Annotated in this window: 21 protein-coding genes; 7 read left to right on the top strand and 14 right to left on the bottom strand. The window is 47.0% G+C overall.

Going from position 1 to position 20,278, the window contains the following annotated elements:
• Positions 1–20: 20 nt before the first annotated feature.
• Positions 21–497: a CarD family transcriptional regulator gene (locus tag DESPCE1_RS0101955; protein ID WP_014792360.1), complete on the bottom strand. Its 477-nt coding sequence runs from the start codon at positions 495–497 to the stop codon at positions 21–23.
• Positions 498–699: 202 nt separating this feature from the next.
• Here DESPCE1_RS0101955 and DESPCE1_RS0101950 point away from each other — a divergent pair, with 202 nt between their 5' ends.
• Entirely contained in the window at positions 700–1,092 is a 393-nt protein-coding gene (locus tag DESPCE1_RS0101950) for a hypothetical protein (RefSeq protein ID WP_014792359.1), read from the top strand.
• 182 nt (positions 1,093–1,274) lie between these two features.
• Here DESPCE1_RS0101950 and radA read toward each other — a convergent pair whose 3' ends face one another.
• The 7 genes from radA to DESPCE1_RS0101915 all read right to left on the bottom strand — a co-directional run bounded on the left by radA (position 1,275) and on the right by DESPCE1_RS0101915 (position 8,681).
• Positions 1,275–2,624: a DNA repair protein RadA gene (radA, locus tag DESPCE1_RS0101945; RefSeq protein ID WP_019849299.1), complete on the bottom strand. Its 1,350-nt coding sequence runs from the start codon at positions 2,622–2,624 to the stop codon at positions 1,275–1,277.
• Between the two features lie 218 nt (positions 2,625–2,842).
• Positions 2,843–5,323 (bottom strand): ATP-dependent Clp protease ATP-binding subunit, encoded by a 2,481-nt coding sequence (locus DESPCE1_RS0101940; protein WP_014792357.1) that lies wholly within the window; start codon positions 5,321–5,323, stop codon positions 2,843–2,845.
• Between the two features lie 37 nt (positions 5,324–5,360).
• Positions 5,361–6,413 (bottom strand): protein arginine kinase, encoded by a 1,053-nt coding sequence (locus DESPCE1_RS0101935; RefSeq protein WP_019849298.1) that lies wholly within the window; start codon positions 6,411–6,413, stop codon positions 5,361–5,363.
• Positions 6,414–6,416: 3 nt separating this feature from the next.
• The gene (locus DESPCE1_RS0101930; protein WP_014792355.1) at positions 6,417–6,914 is read right to left on the bottom strand and encodes a UvrB/UvrC motif-containing protein; all 498 of its coding nucleotides are present in this window, start codon (positions 6,912–6,914) and stop codon (positions 6,417–6,419) included.
• Positions 6,915–6,931: 17 nt separating this feature from the next.
• The gene (locus tag DESPCE1_RS0101925; RefSeq protein ID WP_014792354.1) at positions 6,932–7,402 is read right to left on the bottom strand and encodes a CtsR family transcriptional regulator; all 471 of its coding nucleotides are present in this window, start codon (positions 7,400–7,402) and stop codon (positions 6,932–6,934) included.
• A 209-nt stretch (positions 7,403–7,611) separates the two neighbouring features.
• Positions 7,612–8,076, bottom strand: a complete 465-nt coding sequence (locus DESPCE1_RS0101920) for a hypothetical protein (RefSeq protein ID WP_014792353.1) — start codon at positions 8,074–8,076, stop codon at positions 7,612–7,614.
• Positions 8,077–8,252: 176 nt separating this feature from the next.
• The gene (locus DESPCE1_RS0101915) at positions 8,253–8,681 is read right to left on the bottom strand and encodes a universal stress protein (protein WP_014792352.1); all 429 of its coding nucleotides are present in this window, start codon (positions 8,679–8,681) and stop codon (positions 8,253–8,255) included.
• Positions 8,682–8,872: 191 nt separating this feature from the next.
• Between DESPCE1_RS0101915 and DESPCE1_RS0101910 the strand changes: the two genes are divergently transcribed.
• The gene (locus tag DESPCE1_RS0101910; protein WP_014792351.1) at positions 8,873–10,177 is read left to right on the top strand and encodes an MFS transporter; all 1,305 of its coding nucleotides are present in this window, start codon (positions 8,873–8,875) and stop codon (positions 10,175–10,177) included.
• 77 nt (positions 10,178–10,254) lie between these two features.
• On the opposite strand, the gene rbr is transcribed toward DESPCE1_RS0101910, so the two are convergent.
• Complete coding sequence (gene rbr / locus DESPCE1_RS0101905; protein ID WP_014792350.1) at positions 10,255–10,839, bottom strand: rubrerythrin; 585 nt, start codon at positions 10,837–10,839, stop codon at positions 10,255–10,257.
• Positions 10,840–11,105: 266 nt separating this feature from the next.
• On the opposite strand from rbr, the gene DESPCE1_RS0101900 reads away from it, so the two are divergent.
• A complete protein-coding gene (locus DESPCE1_RS0101900; protein ID WP_014792349.1) occupies positions 11,106–12,329 on the top strand; it encodes an MFS transporter in 1,224 nt (407 codons plus the stop codon).
• 62 nt (positions 12,330–12,391) lie between these two features.
• Positions 12,392–12,991, top strand: coding sequence for an NUDIX domain-containing protein (locus tag DESPCE1_RS0101895; protein ID WP_014792348.1), 600 nt, complete (start codon positions 12,392–12,394; stop codon positions 12,989–12,991).
• A 134-nt stretch (positions 12,992–13,125) separates the two neighbouring features.
• Here DESPCE1_RS0101895 and panB read toward each other — a convergent pair whose 3' ends face one another.
• Entirely contained in the window at positions 13,126–13,962 is an 837-nt protein-coding gene (panB, locus tag DESPCE1_RS0101890; RefSeq protein WP_019849297.1) for a 3-methyl-2-oxobutanoate hydroxymethyltransferase, read from the bottom strand.
• Positions 13,963–14,374: 412 nt separating this feature from the next.
• Between panB and DESPCE1_RS0101885 the strand changes: the two genes are divergently transcribed.
• Positions 14,375–16,537 (top strand): transglycosylase domain-containing protein, encoded by a 2,163-nt coding sequence (locus DESPCE1_RS0101885; RefSeq protein ID WP_019849296.1) that lies wholly within the window; start codon positions 14,375–14,377, stop codon positions 16,535–16,537.
• Between the two features lie 12 nt (positions 16,538–16,549).
• Here DESPCE1_RS0101885 and DESPCE1_RS0101880 read toward each other — a convergent pair whose 3' ends face one another.
• The 4 genes from DESPCE1_RS0101880 to DESPCE1_RS0101865 all read right to left on the bottom strand — a co-directional run bounded on the left by DESPCE1_RS0101880 (position 16,550) and on the right by DESPCE1_RS0101865 (position 19,107).
• Positions 16,550–17,071, bottom strand: coding sequence for a hypothetical protein (locus DESPCE1_RS0101880; protein WP_014792345.1), 522 nt, complete (start codon positions 17,069–17,071; stop codon positions 16,550–16,552).
• A gap of 29 nt (positions 17,072–17,100) precedes the next feature.
• Positions 17,101–17,877 (bottom strand): YdcF family protein, encoded by a 777-nt coding sequence (locus DESPCE1_RS0101875; protein WP_014792344.1) that lies wholly within the window; start codon positions 17,875–17,877, stop codon positions 17,101–17,103.
• Between the two features lie 208 nt (positions 17,878–18,085).
• Positions 18,086–18,217, bottom strand: coding sequence for a hypothetical protein (locus DESPCE1_RS23930; protein WP_019849295.1), 132 nt, complete (start codon positions 18,215–18,217; stop codon positions 18,086–18,088).
• 38 nt (positions 18,218–18,255) lie between these two features.
• On the bottom strand, positions 18,256–19,107 hold the full coding sequence (locus tag DESPCE1_RS0101865; RefSeq protein ID WP_019849294.1) for an alpha/beta hydrolase: 852 nt from the start codon (positions 19,105–19,107) through the stop codon (positions 18,256–18,258).
• 224 nt (positions 19,108–19,331) lie between these two features.
• On the opposite strand from DESPCE1_RS0101865, the gene DESPCE1_RS0101860 reads away from it, so the two are divergent.
• Positions 19,332–19,769 carry a hypothetical protein gene (locus tag DESPCE1_RS0101860; protein WP_019849293.1) on the top strand — a complete coding sequence of 146 codons (438 nt, stop codon included), beginning with the start codon at positions 19,332–19,334 and terminating at the stop codon, positions 19,767–19,769.
• Between the two features lie 18 nt (positions 19,770–19,787).
• Positions 19,788–19,997, top strand: a complete 210-nt coding sequence (locus DESPCE1_RS0101855; RefSeq protein ID WP_028305426.1) for a helix-turn-helix transcriptional regulator — start codon at positions 19,788–19,790, stop codon at positions 19,995–19,997.
• Positions 19,998–20,278: the final 281 nt, after the last annotated feature.

The raw sequence follows: 20,278 nt of genomic DNA, 5'->3' as shown, positions 1-20,278 counted from the left end.
TATATTTTCAATTCTAAAATTTAGGCAAGAAGCCCCCTAATTCGCTCTGTCATCTCATCAGCTTTCACACCCTCGGCCAGAATCAATTCACTGACGAGAATCTGATAAGCACTATCATACATTTTCTTTTCACCTGTCGATAGCCCCTTTTCCCTATCTCTTTGAAAAAGGCTGCGCACCACCTCCGCAACAGAATATATATCCCCGCTTTTTATTCGGTCCATATTGGCCCGATACCTTCTATTCCAGGCCAAAGCAGGAAGAGTACTTTCATTTTCTAGAATTTTTAAAACCTGAGGCACCTCCTCTAAAGAGATAACCTCCCGTATACCCAATTGATTCACATTATTTAAAGGTATATAAACCTTCATATTCCCTACCGGAATATTCATGACATAGTACTGTTGGGACTCTCCAAGAACCTCTCGCTCTTCGATAGCTTCGATGATACCCGCTCCATGCATAGGGTAAACTACTCTATCTCCGATATCAAACATTCAGATCCCCCCTTATACTCATTATAGCAATATTTAAATAGGGGGTCAAAAATTTTTTAATTATATCACAGACAAGCTATTCTGTCAATTTCTTCTTTGTTTCGGTTTTTCTCTTATCAGGATTCCAGGATTGTAGAAAATTGACAACTCTACCAACCGGTCGCTATAATTAAGGTGTCAGAAAGGAGTGAGGAAATAATTCATGGAAAATCTCACGGATCGCTATCAAACACTCGTTGAATCTCTCTTAATCCGCCACCAAAGTGTCTTGGATATCCTGACCAAGGGGCAGGAAACCTCCGCTCGAGTCAATCGAGCCGTAGTGAAGACTGTGACCAATTGTGGCTGCTTAAGTATAGACGCCCACAAGAAGCCCATCCCGGAAGAAGCGAGTTTTAGCGACTTAAAGAATTTGCTGGACAGCCAACTTGATGGTGAACTTTGCGAAAACTGCAAAGACATCATTGAAACGGAACTGGGCAAGCAGCTCTTTTACATAGCCGCCTTAGCAAACGCTCTGGGGATTTCTCTTGACGACGTCATCAAGAAGGAGGAAACACGACTCTCGACCCTCACCATCTTTAACCTCACCTAGATACCACTCAAATCTGACGTTTCCTTTCTCCAAAGGTCCCGGTCAGAATCTTTGCGATTCTCTATTAAGGGTACCATGTGAACCTTAAATAAACCATAAACATTCTCTTAACTTTTAGTGAAAAATCTGTTACAGCCGTATCCTCAGGATACGGCTTATTTTATCCCTCACCGTATCGGTCATTACTGCTCGAACATGACCCGGACAGCCTCCTCAACCGTCTTCACCGGAATCACCGTAAAATTCCCCGGCGCTTTCACCGCTGAGAAATTAATCTGAGGAACAATACAGCCTTCAAAGCCTAATTTTACAGCTTCCTTCACTCGATTCTCGATCTGAGAAATCCCCCGCACCTCTCCTGTAAGCCCCACTTCCCCAATCAAGGCATAGCGCTTTAACGGTCGCTCCCCCAGGCTGGAAGCGATGGCTGCAATGCAAGCCAGATCCACTCCCGGTTCCTCAATACGGATACCACCGGCAATATTGATAAACACATCCTGGGCCCCAAGATGAAAGCCCACCTTTTTATCCAAAACAGCCAACAGCATCAAAATCCGGTTGTAGTCGATTCCCGTAGCCGTACGGCGAGGCGGTCCATAGGTAGTAGGAGTAACAAGAGCTTGAATCTCCACTAACAAAGGTCGGGAGCCTTCCATAACCACCGCCACCGAGGACCCGGGCGCAGTGGATGAATTCTCTCCCAGGAACACTTTCGAGGGATTAGATACCTCCACCAGACCGTCTTCATGCATCTCAAAAACTCCAATCTCATTGGTGGAGCCGAAACGATTCTTCACAGCCCTTAACAAACGATAGACATGATGACGATCCCCTTCGAAATAAAGCACCGTATCCACAATATGCTCAAGAACTCTGGGGCCGGCGATGGCTCCTTCCTTGGTCACATGACCCACGAGAAAAACAGGAATCTCCTCCTCTTTGGCTAACCGCATCAAAAAGGCCGCTCCCTCCCGAACCTGGCTTACGCTGCCTGCCGCTGCCTGCAAATCCTCCAGCACCATGGTTTGAATAGAATCTACAATCAATAAGCCCGGCTGCATAACCATGACCACATCCCGTACAACCTCCAGTCGAGTCTCTGTCAAAATATGCAGACGGGATTCCTTAATCCCCAACCGCTCCGCTCTCAACTTAATCTGCTTTTCCGATTCTTCCCCGGTAATATACAGGACATCCATGACCTTAGCTAATAATCCCGCAGTTTGCAGAAGAAGAGTGGATTTGCCGATTCCCGGTTCACCACCCAAAAGAACAAAGGAGCCGGGAACGATCCCCCCTCCCAAGACTCTGTTCAGCTCCTGACTGCCTGAGCTGACTCGTTCTTCCTCCCGGATCTGAATCTCTGTCAAAGGCGTTGCCTTAACTCCTGAGGGGGTACGTTTGGCGGTGGAACGCTCCAAAACTTCTTCTACTAAGGTATTCCATTCCCCACAGCCCGGACATTTCCCGAGCCAACGAGGGCTTTCCTGTCCGCAGGACTGACAAAAAAACCGCGTCTTCACCTTTGCCAAAACGGTATCCGCCTTTCCTCTGAATATGTTCTATTATACACTAACAATAATATTATACGTCATAAAGGGTTTAAAACCCTTTTCATTCTATTGGAATCCGCTTAAGAATACAAAATTCATAAGACTGGCCTATAAAAAAAACCATAGGCCAACCCAAAGGCTGGCCCATGGTTCGTAATTCTTCTCCTAGCATTTAGATTGACTTAACTTTCCGTCAGTCACTCAGCAGCCTCGGCCTTTTTGCTTTTGCGAGCTTTGACTTTGGAGAACTTCATCTTGTTCCCTTCCTCTTCCACCTTAATCTTGTCTCCGGACTTAAACTCTCCGAGAAGAATCTTTTCCGACAAACTGTCTTCGATCAGACGTTGAATGGCCCGACGAAGCGGACGAGCACCGAAGGCAGGATCGTTGCCCTCTTTAGCAATAAGCTCCAGAGCACTCTTTTCTACCTGCAGATCATAGCCTTGCTCCTTGAGACGACCATTGACTTGCTTCATTAAAATCTCGGTAATCTTCATGAGCCCTTCTGCTTGGAGAGAATGGAAGACCACAATTTCATCCACCCGGTTAAGGAACTCTGGGCGGAAGGTCCTTTTCAGTTCCTCCATAACTCGTGAGCTCATATTTTTATACTCGGTCTCTTCATCCCGACGGGATGCAAAGCCCAGAGCTTCTTTTCTCATAAAGGAGGCCCCTACATTGGAGGTCATAATAATTACTGCATTTCGAAAATCCACAGTTCTGCCCTTGGTATCGGTGAGGCGGCCATCCTCCAAAACTTGCAGCAGGATATTGAAGACCTCAGGATGAGCCTTTTCGATTTCATCCAGTAGAATAACACTATAGGGCTTACGGCGGACGGCTTCCGTCAATTGCCCCCCTTCATCATGACCGATGTATCCGGGAGGTGCCCCTACCAGACGGGAAACGGCATGCTTCTCCATATACTCGGACATATCAATACGAATCAAAGCATCTTCCTCACCAAATAAGGCTTCTGACAAAGCCCGAGCCAGCTCTGTCTTACCTACTCCAGTGGGTCCAAGGAAGATGAAGGAACCCACTGGGCGTTTGGGATCCTTTAACCCTGCCCGAGCCCGTCGCACGGCACGAGAAACAGCCTTCACAGCATCCTCTTGTCCCACCACTCGTTGATGGAGGGTCTCCTCCAAGCCCAGGAGCCGTTCACTTTCTTCTTGAGCCAGCTTCTTCACAGGGATCCCTGTCCAACTGGCCACGATCTGAGCGATATCATCGGCAGTGACCTCACTTTGGTTCACATCCCGTTTGCTCTCCCAGGTGTTGCGGAGTTGGGAAAGCTCCTCCCGAAGTTGATGCTCTTCATCCCGGAATTTGGCTGCCTTTTCAAACTCCTGACTTAAGACTGCTGCTTCCTTCTCACCCTTCAGGGTTTCGATCTTTTCTTCCAAAGACTTAAGATCCGGCGGAGCTGTAAAGGCTGCCAAACGCACTCGGGAAGCGGCTTCATCCATTAAGTCGATGGCCTTATCCGGCAGGAAACGATCCGAAATATAACGATCGGACATTTTCACTGCGGCTTCCACAGCTTCATCGGTGATCTTGGTACGGTGATGGGCTTCATAACGATCCCGTAAGCCAAAGAGAATCTGAATGGCCTGCTCCACTGTGGGCTCTCCTACCGTAATGGGTTGGAAACGCCGCTCCAGAGCGGGATCTTTTTCGATATATTTACGGTACTCATCCAAAGTTGTAGCGCCAATGCATTGGAGCTCTCCCCGGGCTAATGCGGGTTTGAGAATATTAGCGGCATCGATGGCCCCTTCAGCCGCTCCGGCACCGATTAAGGTATGGAGCTCATCGATAAAAACAATAATGCGTCCGTCCACACGAATCTCTTCCATGACCTTTTTCAGGCGCTCTTCAAATTCCCCGCGATATTTACTTCCTGCCACCACGGCCGAAAGATCTAAGGTAACCACCCGTTTTCCCGCTAAGGTCTCAGGCACTTTATTACTCACTATCCGTTGGGCTAAGCCTTCAGCAATAGCCGTTTTCCCTACACCCGGTTCTCCGATGAGAACGGGGTTATTTTTGGTACGACGGCTGAGTACTTGAACCACACGCTCAATCTCATCCTCCCGCCCCACTACCGGATCCAGCTTGCCGTCCCGAGCTTGTTGGGTCAAATCCCGACCAAATTCATTCAAAGCCGGAGTATTGGCCGTACCGTTATTCTTAACTGGGCTGGGCCCGGGGGCACCGCCGGGCATGGGAATATCATCCGATTGACCTCCTAAGAGCTGAACCACTTGCTTCCAAATCCTTTCCGGGTTCACGCCGAGATTGCGAAGCACCCGAGCCGCCACCCCTTCTCCTTCCATCAAAAGGCCGAGAAGCAGATGCTCGGTACCGATATAGCTGACCCCATGGCGACGGGCTTCTTCATGAGCCAGCTCCAATACCCGTTTAACCCGGGGAGTCAGGCTCACTTCTCCGGTAAAAGGCTGACCGATACCGGTCAGGTTACCAATTTGTTCCCGAATTTTCTCCGGGGTCACCCCGATTCCGTGAAGGGATTTGGATGCGATACCTTCCCCTTCCGCTACCAAACCAAGAAGCAGATGTTCTGTCCCAATCACACTCGAGCCCATACGCTTAGCTTCTTCCGAGGCAAATTGCAGCGCTTTAAGGGCCTTTTCCGTATATTTCTCATTCATTTTGATTTCACCATCCTTGTTTTAATCCATAAATAATTTATTTCGCTTCAGCCATAGCCTTCCGCATATAACTGGCGCGCTCCTCATCCCTTTGCTCCGGGCTAAGCTCCCGCTCCAAACCATACTGCAGGGAAGCAGGCAGAGTCTCCACCAGCAGAGTGCTGAAACTTTGCTGATGAGGAGGAAGAATTCCCATATCCACTCCCAGACGATCCAGGGACAGGCATTGGAGAGCATCCTCAGAGCTGAGAAGCCTTGCGTTTTCCAGGGTTCCCCGGGCTCTCCAGACCTTATCCTCAAGGGTCAAGGGAGCTTCCCGAACCAAGCCTTCCCTGGCGTGGACTTCCTGCTCGATAATTTGGCGGGTCACCGCTTCCAGGTGGGTGATGGTATCCTCTTCACTCTTGCCTAAAGTAATCTGATTGGATACTTGATAGATATGCCCAAAGGCTTGGGAACCTTCCCCATACAATCCCCGGACGGCTAAGCCTAGATGATTGAGAGCCCCCAGCAGCTGTTGTACACGGTTGGTCATGACCAGTGCCGGCATATGCACCATCACCGAGGCACGCATGCCTGTTCCCACATTCGTAGGGCAAGCGGTCAGATAGCCTTGGGCTTCCCGATAAGCAAATTCCAGGTGTTCCTCCAACTTATCATCCATGGTATTGGCCAAGAGATAGGCTCCCTTGAGTTGATCCCCCGGCAGCAGCACTTGGATTCTCAGATGATCCTCTTCGTTGATCATCACAGAAATCCGATGATCCGAGTTGATGGCTACCCCCCGGGATCCTCGGGAATTCACCAAGGCCGGACTGATCAGGTGTTTTTCCATCAGCACATATTGCTCAATAGGAGTCAAATCCTTCATTGAATAATAGGTTAATTTATCCTGATCGATAGTCATGGATTCCAGCTCACCGGAGACTCTCTGTTCGATATCCTGGGAAGCTTCTTGGGAAAGCCCCTGAGGAAAAGGAACCCCTTCCAGGTTACGTGCCAGACGAATTCGGCTGCTCAACACCACCGGGGTATCCGGGCTTTCCTTCATCCAATCACTATTCTTCAGCAGATGTTCTTTTCTCTTCATGTCTCATCCCCCTAGCTTCTGCTCGAGTTCACGAATTTGGTCACGTACCACGGCGGCTGCTTCAAACTCTTCCTCGCGAATGAGCTCCTGTAGCTTCTCCTTGAGTTTCTCAATCTCCACCTTTTCGCGAATAGCAGCCCCTTTACGGGCAGGAATCTTGCCTACATGACGGCCGCCCCCATGGATCTTGCGCAAGATGGGCTCGAGCTCGGACTGGAATTTATCGTAACAGCCGCTGCAGCCCAGCTTTCCTGCCTGGGTAATCTCTGAAAGCCGACGTCCGCATTGGGGGCAGGATTCTTCCTTTAAGGCTTGGGCATTGGTGGTAAAATTAAAGAGGGACTGTAAAAAATCCGGAATAATCCCCGGGCTAAAGACAAAGCTCACTTCTGGTGCATTTTTGGCGCATTGATCGCAAAGGTAAAATTTGACCATTTCTCCATTGACGATCTTGGTAAACTGGACATTGGCCTCTCTCTGTTTGCAATGTTGACAGAGCATAGCGATCCCCTCCTGTTTTAATGCAAATCCTCACGGCTTAAGGTCAGAAGGATTCGTTTCATCATATGAGCCCTGAGACCATTGATGGTGGGATTTTCCGGTCCCAGGGTATCCCGATGGATAACGGTACGAATGATCTCTTCTTCCCGCCGGGTAATAATCTCATCTTCAACCAGGCGTCGCAGCAGGTTAAAAGCACGACTCTCCCCTAACTGGCTGCCGATAAGCTGTTTCATTATATTTTGAAAATCTCCATCATCCTGAAAGCCCAAGCGGACAATCCGCAAATATCCGCCGCCACCGCGACGGCTCTCTACTAAATACCCCCGCTCAATAGAGAAGCGAGTATCAAGAACATAATTAATCTGAGATGGAGCACATGAGAACTCCTCAGCCAGAACACCCCGTTGCAGAATAACATGGCCCTCCGCCGATTGTTCCAAGATCCGCTTCAAATAAACTTCGATGCGGTCTGCTAGATTTCCCATTACACGACACTCCCTTGATTATGACATTCTCTGACTTTATGACCTTCTTTGACCTTTGATGATATTTTACCCTAAAATTGCATTTTTGCAAATACTTTAAGTGGATTCTTTCTTCATATTCCTTATCAAATTATCCTTCCCTATTTCTTACAACTCATTACATAGTGCAGAAAAAGTTCCTTTGAATAAAAAAACTTCGTTTTTGCTAATCAAGCAAAAACGAAGTATGCCCATGTCCCTAGGGTAATGCATCCCATTAAAGATAATACGATGTAGACTTTAGTTCCCGACCAAAAGGGCTGCTCCCTTTCGAAGAAATCTTCATTGATATTCCCTAAAAAATCTTCGTTGGCTTCGTCTTCATTAAAGTCCCTCTTAAAGCTTTCATGTTTATTTTCTTGATTATTAAAACTTCTTTCAAAAGTCTTTCCATCGAAAGGATTTCTCTCCGAAACCTTTGTCTCAATAGTGCTCTTTCCGAAATCTTTAGTCTCCTCAATATCTTTGAAGGGAGCCTTCCTCAAGAAGTCTCTGGACTCAGAACCCTTACTTCCTGTGCCCATAGGTTTTCTCCAGGACCCCGCCGTCCGAGATGCAATATCCTCCCAATGAATCGTACCCTTTAATAGATAGTCAATCTCCTCTGATGTTAAATGAATTTCTTTTTCCTTCATGTCTGTACTACGCTCCTATTGGGTTTAACTTACACATTTTGGTATTCGCTAAAAAAAGAAAAAACCCTGCTTGCTACAACAGGGCTAAAGACCTATTTTTTCTAAGAACTTTATACCAATTAATACGGATCACTGGAATTCATAGTGCAAAACCTGCCGAACAGACAGTGTCAAGCCTACTTCACAAGCAATACAGGAACCGGTGACTTTTGCAATACTCGTTGGCTGACACTGCCCAGAACAGATCCTGTAATGGGTCCATAACCGTGACTGCCGATGACCACCAAATCGATGTCATCCTTCTTAATCTGATCGATAATCTTGATGACCGGATGGCCAATCTCCAGCACTGTTCTGGTCTTCACTCCTTCTGCGGAACCTTCCGCCATAGTCGCGTCCAAGGCCAGCTGGCCGTTCTTGGCAACATCTTCTTGGGAAAAAACATAGCCATATGGTACAGTATTGCCCCAAAGAGTTTGAGGTGTATAGGTCACATGAATGAGTACAATTTCTGATTGAAAAAGTTTGGCCAGCTCAACAGCCGTCTTAAAGGCCCGCACAGAGAATTCAGAAGCATCAGTTGGAACAAGAATCTTTTTATACATAGAAATTGCCTCCTTCCATAAAAGACTCCCGGCAAGGACTCTTCTTACTTTAATTTTAAGTAGTTATTTTTTAAAAAGCAACTTATAATAGTATTTTATAGGATATTTTTTAAAATGTAACAAGAACATGCACTGAGGTATGATGCTCAACAGGCCAGCTTGTTTACTATCTTAGAAAGAAGTGGGAAATTTTGCAGCCCTATGTAAAATCATCTCGTTATGGCTGGAGCAGTTGGAGCATCTTAGTCATAGCCTTTATTACCGTCTTTTTTCATCGCTTATCTATTGGTTCCGTAGCCGACGAGCTGACCCGCGAAATTCCCATGAATTCTGTGACTCTGGGAAACCTGACTGCCATGAACTATTACGCCTACGCCCTAATGCAAATCCCCGTGGGCATCCTGGTGGATCGCATCGGGGTCCGCAAAATCAATTTCTGCGGGCTCTTGGTCACAGCGGCTGGAAGCATTCTGTTCGGATTGGCCCATACCCTGGAAGCCGCCTATCTCTCCCGTTTCCTCGTCGGCATCGGCTCCTCGGTGATTATCGTCTCCATCTTCAAGATTCAAGCCACCTGGTTTCCCCTTTCACGCTTCTCCGCGCTGTCGGGTCTGACTTCCTTCTTTGGTAATTTTGGCTCCTTGTTGGCCCTCTATCCCCTGACCTTTCTCTCCTTGACCTTTGGTTGGCGGAATGTCTTTTATTGGATGGCAGGAATCTCCCTTTTGTTGGCCCTCCTGGTACTCTGGGGAGTGCGGGATGCCAGGACGGGGATTTACAGCCCCTCTCGGGAGACAGCCGCAACAGGTCCAATCAGCCGCTTAAGGCGAAAAAATTTCCAAACCTCAGATCATACCACCACTGAAGTAAAGCCCGCCCCTTTCTTGACCTACCTAAAGGAAAGCCTCTCCAGCGTTCTCAAAAACCCCAAAACCTGGCCCAATGTCCTCACCCTCTTCGCCTTTACCGGATCCAGCACCACCTTACTGGGGCTGTGGGGAATTCCCTTGATCACTCAGATATACTCTCTCGATAAAGCCACTGCAGCGGGCTATGTGACCTTTGCCACCTTTGGCTTTATTCTGGGTGCCCCTTTGGTCTCCCTTTGGGTCCGTTTATTAAAGGGCATCCGCCCTGCTCTCTTAGCAGGGACAGGACTCAACCTGCTGTTGTGGATATACATCACCATCATTGCCGGAGGCCACCCAGCGGTACAACTCTGGCCCGCCTTTTTCTTCATCTTCGGGCTTCTCATCATGACCCATATTCTTGCTTTTTCCAATGTCACCGCTGTCAACCCGCTCAACTACAGCGGCATCGCTACGGCAATTACCAATATGGCTGAATTCATTGGCAGCGCCATAGCCAGCTTAACTATTGGTTTAATTTTGGATTTCAGCGGCAATCCCACTGCCGCTTGGTGGGTGATCTTGAGCATGGCTGCTTTAGGTTTTATAGCCGCCCTGCTTATGAAAGAGCAGCCCATTCAAATGTAAAAAACGAAGAACCCTCTACGGGTTCTTCGCAATATCACTATCTGGAGTAAATTATAGTTTCGCCTCGAACTTCACCCTTAATATACTTCCGGCAGGGGCTTGAAATAACCTTGAGGATGCTGGCAAGCCGGGCAAAGATCAGGAGCTCCGGAGCCTTCATGAACGTAGCCACAGTTCTCACATTTCCAGGAGATCTTTTCGTCTTTTTTGTAGAGGGTGCCGTTTTCCAATTCAGCAGCCAAGCGGGCATAACGCTCTTGGTGATGAGCTTCTACCGTGGCAATTTTGCGGAAAGCCACAGCGATATCGGCATAGCCTTCTTCGTCAGCACTATCGGCGAATTTATTGTAGTCGACTACTTCTTCCCCTTCGCCAGCTGCGGCGCTCTTTAGGTTGGCCAAAGTATCCCGATAGTTGAGAGGATAATCAGCGTCCACACGGAAAACTTCCGTTTGATCACCGGCATATTTTTGCAGGAACTTATAGAACACTTTGGCATGCTCTTTTTCGTTGTCTGCAGTAGAAATGAAAATGTTTTGAATAGCTTGGTGTCCTTCATTCTTTGCAACACCAGCGTAGAAGGTATAACGATTGCGTGCTTGGGACTCCCCCGCAAATCCATTAACTAAGTTCTGAAACGTCTTTGAATCTTTGAAATCCATTGATACAAACCTCCCTATTTTTGCTTTTGGTAGTATACCAAGTATTGATTTTTCTATACTGAGTCACCTTTTGTTAAATTCTTCATTTAAGATTGCTTTTCCTGCCTTCTTTTACAAAGTTTTTTGAAATAATTATTGATTATCCGATTTCAGGATAATTTTTCCTTGGGAGCGGATTGTTATTTTTTCTTCCCGATGATACGTTATTAGGGCGACTATTTATCTTTATGATTGATCCAATTTTTAGATGTATAAGAGGTTATACTATGAATACGCAGTATCTGAACAAATTCAATATCCCTCGACCTATCCTGGTTCTGGTTATCGGAGGACTTATCCACTCTGTGGGCAGTTCCTTTATGTGGCCCCTAAACAGCATCTTTATGCACAATATCCTGGGCCGTTCCCTCACCGAGGCAGGCGCCCTTATCTCCCTCCAGGCTCTGGCCACCCTAGTAGGGCAATTTATCAGCGGTGTCCTGGCGGATCGTTTTGGTTCCCGAAGGGTCATGATCTGCGGATTGGTCGGAGCGATTCTTCCTCTCATCTTAATCGGTTTTTTCCCCGCTTGGGAAGTGTACGCCCCCAGCATGCTCTTCTATGGTTTTTCCATTGCTTTCATTTTTGTCCCCATCAATGCCTTGGTCTTTACTCTATGGCCTGAGGGCGGGCGTCGAGGGTTTAACCTGCTCTATGTATTCAACAATGCCGGAGTAGCTGTGGGAACAGCTCTAGGCGGATTCATCGCCGCCCTATCCTTTAAATTGGTCTTTTTTCTCAACGGTTTCTTCTTTTCCGTTTACCTTTTAATGGTGCTTTTCCTCTTACCCGCAAAAGATATTCAGGCTAAACCAGTGAGCAAATCCCGAGTCAAAGTGCCCATTTTCCGGGATCGCGGATTTCCTGTTCTTATCGCTCTTTGTGCTGCTATCTTCCTCATGTGGGGTGCCTATATCCAGATCAACACTGTTCTGCCGGTAACCATGACGAATCTGGGGTATTCCTTGCCCCAATACAGCATTCTCTGGACCTTGAACGGCGTGATCATCGTAGCCTTCCAACCGGTCATCCATTGGATTATCCGCCATTGGGCACCTACCCTCTCCCGTCAATTCTATGTATCCTGTCTATTCTACGCCTTAGGCTTTCTGATTCTTCTGGGCAATTTTCCCTACCCCTCTTACTTTATCATGATGATCATCATCACCTTGGGAGAAATGCTGGTTCTGCCCGGTGTTCCGGCTGCGGCCGCCCTCATCGCTCCGGAAGGGAAAACAGCCACCTATCAAGGGGTGGTAGGGGGAGCTTCCTCCGGCGGCCGAGCTCTTGGCCCTATTCTAGGAGGATGGGCCTTTGACCATTATGGCGGAAACATGGCTTGGTCTTTGTCCCTTTTCTTTGTCATCGTCGCCCTATTACCCTTCTATCTCTATCAGCGACGGGAAAAAACCTTCAACCAAGGGACTGAAGTCAAGGAACAGGCAGTATAGAACTATTCTTCATGGTTTCCTAAGGTTCCAGTACAAAGAAAAATCACCAAAGGATGAATGCTATGCCACTACCTATTGTTGACTATAAATTCTGCCCCCAATGCGGGAAACCCCTCCAAAATGCCGATTTCTCCGGTCAACACCGTCCCCACTGCCCGGATTGTTCCTTTGTTTTCTGGGGCAATTTCTCCTTAGGAGTAGGGGGAGTGGTCTGGCATGAGGGAAAAGTCCTCCTGGTTCAACGGGCCCATAATCCCGGCAAGGGAAACTGGACCATCCCCGGCGGGTATGTGGAGCAAGACGAACAAATCGCCGTCGCCGTCGCCCGGGAAATCAGGGAAGAAACCGGCATCCTGTCCAGACCCCTTTCCGTCATCGCCTTGCGGGATCGCCCCGGGGAAAAGCATGATTCCTATATCGTCTTTCTCCTGGAATACTTAGGGGGTACTTTGCAAGGTGACCCTAATGAAGTAAGCGATCTGGGCTTCTTCACCCTTGAAGAATGCGAAAATCTCCCCATAGCCCAGCTCAGTCTCAGTGTGATTAAAGCCTCCAGTACCCTTCTTGTCCCTGCACCTCTGGGTTTCCTACCCCAGACAGGGGTAAAAATGATCGGTGGCAACAAGGCTATTTTGTATCAGATATCGAAGGAGCAGGCTTAAGGCAGATTAAAGACCGACTATCGCCAAAGATACGCAACAAAAGCAGCATGCCATTACGAAAAATGGCCATGCTGCTTTCTATTTGCTAAATTATTTTAAGTCATCAGAGGCAAGGTGAGTGTGCCTAAATAATCTTAGCCCCTACCTCCATACAAGGTTTTTAATTCCTCTTCTTTCATGGTAAAGCTGTGCTCATCATCAGGGAAATTCATACTTCTTACTTCATCCGCATAGGCTTTCAATCCCTTGATCATGAGTTCATCGGCGTTGACATAAGCTTTGACAAACTTGGGAGCCCGATTCACTCCATAAGTGAGTATGTCATGGTACACGAGAACTTGTCCATCGGTATGAACACCTGCTCCGATACCAATGGTGGGAATTGTCAAGGTCGTAGAAATCTCCTGGGCAAGCTGTTTAGGAATACATTCCAGGACCAGGGCAAAGGCTCCAGCATCCTGGCATTCCTTCACATCCTCCAACATTTTTCGAGCAGCTTCCGCATCTTTGCCCTGAACTTTAAAGCCACCGAGAAGGGCAGCTGTTTGGGGTGTAAGACCAAGATGCGATACTACAGGTATCCCTGCGCGAACAAGGGCTTTAATATGAGGGATCATCTCGTCCGCCCCTTCCACTTTCACAGCGTGGGCCCCCGTCTCCTGAATCAGCCTTGCCCCATTGAGCAAAGTATCCCTGACAGACAGATGGCAGCTCATAAAAGGCATGTCCGCCACGATAAAAGTGTTCGGAGCCCCACGTTTAGCTGCTTTCGCATGATGGACCATATCCTCCATGGTAACATAAACCGTAGAGTCATAGCCCAGCACCACATTGCCCAGAGAATCCCCCACAAGAATCATGTCCGCTTCTGCTTGTTCAGCTTGCCTGGCCGAGGGGTAATCGTAGGCGGTAACCATGACAATCTTTTTCCCCTCACTTTTCATTGCCCAGAAGTCTTTGGTGGTTTTCATCATTTTTCCTCCTTTTTTCAGGAGAGAAGACAAAACAGAACAACAAAAAAGTTCCCCCTTGTCAGAAGGAACTCGCAAAAATGCAGCACTGTTTTATCCCTCTGTCCCGGTCCGTATTGGATACAGGCAGTATAAATTGAATGGTTCTCATGAAAAGGTGCAGTTCGAATGATACTGCCCACATCAAGTATAGCAAATTCTATCCGGCTCGGCTATAGTGATAAAGATTAATTTCAGGTTCTACATCTGACTGCTAAACTATATAATCAATACCCCCTTAAAATTTTCAGGCTCTGCGTATATCTTAATAAGCATAATAAATAAACCATCCGTCACCTAAAGACTGATGGTTTATTTATTATTTGACTCTATGCAGCATACAATTCACAATTAAAGGAGGCCAAGAATCTCTATGAAAAATTTCCCGGATATCCTGGGGAAATGCCAAACCCTACTTGGCAAAGCCTTATCCAAATTCCGTATGTTGAATTTGAAATCCTTTTATAAAAAACCCAAGTTTTGGCGCAACCTGATCATCCTTCTTTTGTTCGTTCTTCTTACAGGTCTGGGCACTGGTATTTACTGGATTTCCACCCTGGATGTAAGTAAGCTGGAAAGTCCCCTGGCCAAGCCCACTTATATCTACGATCAGGCAGGCAACAAAATCTCCCAGCTCTCTTCCTCCCGTATTGAACCTGTGACCCTGGAACAAGTCCCCCAGCATACTCAGGAGGCCATTATCGCTACTGAGGATAAACGTTTCTATATACACCAGGGCGTGGATATCCGCTCCATCCTCCGGGCCCTCGTCCAAGACCTGAAAACCCAGAATTTCTCCGAAGGGGGCAGCACCATCAGTCAACAGCTGGCCAAGAACCTTTTTCTCACCTCAGACAAGACCCTGAGCCGCAAGCTGAAAGAAGCAGGCTATGCCATTAAGATTGAAGCCACTCTCTCCAAAGATGAGATCCTGGAATCCTACCTTAACCATATCTATTTCGGGGAAGGGAACTGGGGGCTTCAAGAAGCCGCTCACTACTATTTTGGCAAAAATACCGAAGAGCTGAATCTGGAAGAATCCGCTCTTCTCGCCGGAATCCTCAAAGGCCCCACTATCTACTCCCCTCTCAAGAATAAGGAGCTGGCCCTCCAGCGCCGGAACCTGGTCCTCTCCATGATGGCCGACCAGGGCTATATTACTGCAAAAGAAGCTGCCCAAGCCACAGCTGCACCCATCGTCCTGCGCACCAAGCCTTTAGATAATCTATCCGGGAAATACGCCCCCTATGTGGACTATGTCATTGAAGAAGCCATCAACCGTTACGGCTTTACCGAAGATCAGATTCTCACCCTTGGTCTGCAGATTTATACTCAAATGGATGCCAAGGTTCAGCAAGCCGCCGAAACCGTCTATAAGGATGATCAATTCTTCCCCCAAGGCAAAGATGATCTGAAGGTTCAAAGCGGTATCGCCATTCTTGACCAGCATACCGGGGCTATCCGAGGTCTGGTAGGGTATCGGGGAGAAAGCGCTTTTCGCCAGTTTAACCGCGCCTCCCAGCTCAAACGCCAGCCCGGCTCCATCATCAAGCCCTTGATGGTCTATGGCCCGGCCTTGGAAAAAGGCTATCGGCCCGACGCCCTCCTTTATGATGGACCTCTGAATTTGGACGGCTATACTCCGAAGGATTGGGATGGCCAAACCCGGGGCTGGGTGACCATGGAAGAAGCCATTCAGCAATCCTGGAACATCCCTGCAGTCTGGTTATTTGATCAAATCGGCATCGAAGCCGGCAAAGCCTTTGCTCAAAAAGCCGGCATCCCCTTAACCGAAAAGGATGCCCATCTAAGTCTGGCTCTGGGCGGGTTTGCAGAAGGTGTCTCTCCCCTGGACATAGCCCAGGCCTATACTGCCTTTGCCAATCAAGGGCTCATGCATACGGCTCATGCCATCATTAAGATTACCACTGCCGACGGACATGTCTTAGCCCAAATGCAGCCGGAAAGTGTCCAAGTCACGGACTCTCATCATGCCTATACCATGACTCTTCTTCTCCAAAACGTGGTCCAGCAGGGAACCGCTCCCAAAGCCGCTCTGGGCAGTCGTCCCGTAGCCGGGAAAACCGGCTCCGTGGAGCTGCCTCCTACACAAGAGTTTGCAGGCATCAGCAAGGGGCAAAAAGATGTCTGGTTTGTAGGCTACACACCTGAGCTGACCGCCGCCATCTGGATGGGCTATGACCAAACAGACCGGGAGCATTACCTCACCACCTCCGGCGGATCCGGGCCCGCCGTCGTCTTCCATGAAGTCCTTTCCTTGGCCCTCAAAGACACCCCCATCAAGCCCTTCGAGGTTCCTGCCGGGTATGTGAAGGATTGGAATATCTGGCCCGAAGGCTGGGACGATGATGAATACGGACGGGATGATGACGAAAATAAAAAGAATAAGAAAAACACCAAGGATAAAAACCAGAACAATAAAAATAAAAACAAGGATAAAAAACAAGGCAACCAAAGCCCGGAGTATGACTATAACGAGTTCTGGGATAACTTTTTTCAAGGGCTCTGGAGGTAGAAACCGGGAATTTCAGTCCTTATCTTTCTTGACGATTCTTAACCTATCCCGCGGAGAAGGTTCCAAGCCTTTGATACCTTGAAGCCGCCGTGGATAGACCAACAAATCCGACTCCAGGGACTTGCACAGGGTCTCGATATCCTCAGGGTTAATAGGGAAATCCATAGAGAAATAAGCAGGTTTACGGCGGGTACGGACCCAATCAGGGCAGGTCTCATGACCTAAGGTAACTTGCAAAGTCTGGATCTCTTCATCTTCTCCTCTAAGAACCTGAAAGAGAAGGTTAGGCTCAATAAATTCCAACACCTCAGACCCCGGTTGTTTATAAAGTATATCCCGTAACCATTTAATCAGAATCCCGACTTCCCAAGTTAAGAGACTCGGGTCTCTTTTAACCCAGGTCTTTTCCCCATGTTTACAATGGACCTCAACGATCAGCCAATTAGAGTCAAATCCCAAATCATTATCCATATCAGGAAACTCATACCCCACAATTCTTAATGAGAATTCGTCTCCATAACTCCCTTTGAGCATAGTGCTAATCCTCCTTCTTCAAAACGTCTTTACCAGTCAAAGAGAATGGACTTCACCACAGCAAAATACTCGCGAAGATAAGCATTGGGTCTGATATACCAAGGGGTAGAGCAAGGTACCCCCACAGGATTCAGCCCATTGCGCCCGGCTAAAATTTTGGAACGAAACATATGAAAGTCACTGGTGATCACCAGTACCGGTTCAGCTGGATCAAAGCCCTCTACCTGATCAAGTACAAAACGGGAAAACCGGAAATTCTCCATCGTACTGGTGGAACGAGTTTCTTTTAGTATTCGTTCCGGGGCAATTCCCTGTCCCATCAAGTATTGAGCCATAGCTTCAGCCTCTGGAACCCATTCTCCCGGTCCTTGTCCGCCGGAAACCACGACCTTCATCTGAGGATTTTCTTCTAAAATCTCTACCCCCTTATTCACCCTTTCCCAAAGTGTCCAGGAAAGTTGGTCCCCATTCAGACCCGCTCCCAGGATGATCAAAACTTCTCCATGCTCGGGTATGGTATCCTCTGTATTCCAAAGCAGTAGCCCCTCAATCATGAAAAAGGAGCCAAGCAACAGGACTATTCCCCAACGGATTAGCTTGCGCAACCATGGATACCGCTCTTTTAAAAGTCTTTTTTTAAACTCATTACCCCATAATCCCCATAGCAAGAACAAACCTCCCGCCCCCGCGGGTAGGATGGTCCCCAGATTGACCCCTCCCTTAAGAGCAGTCACGATGATTGTATCGAGAATCCCGACGATCCCTACCATGATGCAGATCCGGGAACCCCAGCTTCTCTTCACCATATTTACACCTCTAACCCTTTACCAATCTCTAAACTTGTGAATTTATTATTTAATATTCATGTTATAATTATGCCATCCTCAGGCATATTCCTGCTTTTTTTCCAGATTTTCAAACAAATATTAAATATAAAAACAGCAGACTGTAAAAAATCTGCTGTTTTTTAAAAACTCAGTGATATTTTGTAGTATACTGTATCTCTTTTATCTTTTACTCATATATCTCCATATCGTCAGGGCTTTTATCTTCGGGAGAACCGGTCTCAAGCTCTTGATCCTTAGTTCTTTGATTGGGCTGTCTCATTTGTGGCAATTTAACCTCTGCCGCTGCCTCTTTCTTCAAAGCATTTCACCTCATTGACAAAGACTTCTTCTTCATTATTAACCGACTTCTCCCCCACTATTCACCCTCTGATCCAACCAGCCCACGATATCCGCCAGGACTTCTTCCCGCTCCGGCTCATGGATCAGTTCATGATAAAGCCCCTCATAAAGCTTGAGGGTCTTATCCCGGGAGGAAATCCTAGGGAATATCCTTTGGGAGACCTTATAGGAAACGATCTGATCATCGGTTCCGTGAAGCATGAGGCAGGGCAACCGGTAATGGTCGGCTTTTTCCTGTGCAAAGGCCACCCCTCGGCAGGCAAACTGATAGAAAAAACCAAGGGTTGCATACTTCAAAACTAAAGGATCCCCATCGGAAATTTTGCGCACCTCCATATTCCGGGTTGTCTTGCCGCTCAATTTAGGACGGATCTTGAACCGCTTAAGCGATACATTCAAAAATTTGAAGAGAAAGGTCGGAATAGTTTCCGTCCCCGCAGGCCTATCCAGGGCGGCTCCGCTGAAAACCTGCCCCTGTAATTTTTCTGGGTGGAGAATTCCGTAGTTAAAACTGATTAAGCCTCCCATACTATGACCAAACATAAAAAGAGGGAGTGTGGGATGAAGCCCCTGAACATAATCCACGAAGACATCCAGATCCTCTAAGAACACCTCAAACTGGTCCAAATGACCTCGTTCAGCCTCTGAACGCCCATGGCCCCGATGATCCAAAGCATAAGCTCCATAGCCATGCTCAGCTAAAAACTCCATAAACTGAACATAAAAGCTCGAATGCTCCGCATAGCCATGGCTGATCACTACCACAGCCTTAGGATTTGGGGGCAGCTTTTGTCGATAATAAATCCTGACTCCTTCTCTGGTTTGAATAAGCTGACAGCCTTGCTCCAAGTTGTGTCACTCCTTTGTCGTATGCAGCTCTTTTGAATTTAAGGTAGTCGTTAATTATTAATGATAAACATTAAAAATTATTTGACAAACAATATAATTAATGAGATTATTTGCTTACTAAGAAAAACGGGTTCATTCGGCCATATCCCTGAGAAGCCGGTCTTCTGCTGCCAGGAACGGCAAAAACGCCGCTCGAATCCATCTATTTGAAGGGAGATAGTTTAATGAATGAAACAAAAGAGAAGATTCAAAGAAGCAGTAGAACTGTATCTATAGGCTTACAGGTTCTCCTGGCACTGCTTATCCTGCAGGTGGTAAGTACGCTAATAAGGAATAAAGTTGTTTTCTCCAGTACATTTTTGATGATTGTAATCATTCATTTAGCAGTAGTTATCTTAGCTATCTCCATTTTTAAAACGATTGAAAAAAATAATAGCCCCTTCATTAATAGCATACCAAAGAGGATGAAGGCTATTGCCCTTTTAATTTTTATTGTTTCCTTGTTCCTGTCACCAGGATACGGATTGATTAATGTATTTTCCCTGAGATTCTTATCCTTTGAAAACTTTATAGGGATAATTATCGCCGGTGTATTCTATTCTTTCGCTATTATGTTTGAATATGGGTGCTTATTGCAGAAGGAATCCGACGAAACCCTTTAGGGGATTGAGGTGCTTATTATGGCAATCATTTTAAGACTTGATAGAGTAATGGCTGATCGAAAAATATCATTAAACGAATTAGCTGAACGAGTTGGGATATCTAATGTCAATCTATCCAATATCAAGACCGGAAAAATCAGTGCTATTCGTTTTTCCACTCTTAATGCAATTTGTACTGCATTAGAGTGCCAACCCGGAGATATTCTCGAATATCAAAGTGATGACTAATCCTTTAAGAATCTTTATATACTCAGTATAGTTCGCAAAATCTATAGATTTAATTAATGCTCAATCCGCTGACATAATGCGTTTATGGCAAAATGGGGCTGTCGTAATAAGACGGCTGGGAAATAACAAAAGACGGCGACTGACAGCTCCAAAGTTTGTTATTTCCACTGTCTACTATAAGGGGAACATATCAGCCAGAAGCCGTCTTTTGCTGTAAAATATAAGTTGTGAAAGCAACATTTTACGGCCAGATTATACCTCAAGCGGGAGTGTATATCAAC

Source organism: Desulfitobacterium sp. PCE1, assembly GCF_000384015.1.
Classification (GTDB): Bacteria; Bacillota; Desulfitobacteriia; order Desulfitobacteriales; family Desulfitobacteriaceae; genus Desulfitobacterium; species Desulfitobacterium dehalogenans.
Note: the sequence above shows the minus strand (reverse complement) of the source record. Positions and strands in the feature narration are given on the sequence as shown.

Coding starts and splice junctions, on each gene's coding strand:
- DESPCE1_RS0101955 (WP_014792360.1), bottom strand. CDS start 497: ATGTTTGATATCGGAGATAGAGTAGTTTACCCTATGCATGGAGCGGGT.
- DESPCE1_RS0101950 (WP_014792359.1), top strand. CDS start 700: ATGGAAAATCTCACGGATCGCTATCAAACACTCGTTGAATCTCTCTTA.
- DESPCE1_RS0101940 (WP_014792357.1), bottom strand. CDS start 5,323: ATGAATGAGAAATATACGGAAAAGGCCCTTAAAGCGCTGCAATTTGCC.
- DESPCE1_RS0101935 (WP_019849298.1), bottom strand. CDS start 6,413: ATGAAGAGAAAAGAACATCTGCTGAAGAATAGTGATTGGATGAAGGAA.
- DESPCE1_RS0101930 (WP_014792355.1), bottom strand. CDS start 6,914: ATGCTCTGTCAACATTGCAAACAGAGAGAGGCCAATGTCCAGTTTACC.
- DESPCE1_RS0101925 (WP_014792354.1), bottom strand. CDS start 7,402: ATGGGAAATCTAGCAGACCGCATCGAAGTTTATTTGAAGCGGATCTTG.
- DESPCE1_RS0101920 (WP_014792353.1), bottom strand. CDS start 8,076: ATGAAGGAAAAAGAAATTCATTTAACATCAGAGGAGATTGACTATCTA.
- DESPCE1_RS0101915 (WP_014792352.1), bottom strand. CDS start 8,681: ATGTATAAAAAGATTCTTGTTCCAACTGATGCTTCTGAATTCTCTGTG.
- rbr (WP_014792350.1), bottom strand. CDS start 10,839: ATGGATTTCAAAGATTCAAAGACGTTTCAGAACTTAGTTAATGGATTT.
- DESPCE1_RS0101900 (WP_014792349.1), top strand. CDS start 11,106: ATGAATACGCAGTATCTGAACAAATTCAATATCCCTCGACCTATCCTG.
- DESPCE1_RS0101895 (WP_014792348.1), top strand. CDS start 12,392: ATGCCACTACCTATTGTTGACTATAAATTCTGCCCCCAATGCGGGAAA.
- panB (WP_019849297.1), bottom strand. CDS start 13,962: ATGAAAACCACCAAAGACTTCTGGGCAATGAAAAGTGAGGGGAAAAAG.
- DESPCE1_RS0101885 (WP_019849296.1), top strand. CDS start 14,375: ATGAAAAATTTCCCGGATATCCTGGGGAAATGCCAAACCCTACTTGGC.
- DESPCE1_RS0101880 (WP_014792345.1), bottom strand. CDS start 17,071: ATGCTCAAAGGGAGTTATGGAGACGAATTCTCATTAAGAATTGTGGGG.
- DESPCE1_RS0101875 (WP_014792344.1), bottom strand. CDS start 17,877: ATGGTGAAGAGAAGCTGGGGTTCCCGGATCTGCATCATGGTAGGGATC.
- DESPCE1_RS0101860 (WP_019849293.1), top strand. CDS start 19,332: ATGAATGAAACAAAAGAGAAGATTCAAAGAAGCAGTAGAACTGTATCT.
- DESPCE1_RS0101855 (WP_028305426.1), top strand. CDS start 19,788: ATGGCAATCATTTTAAGACTTGATAGAGTAATGGCTGATCGAAAAATA.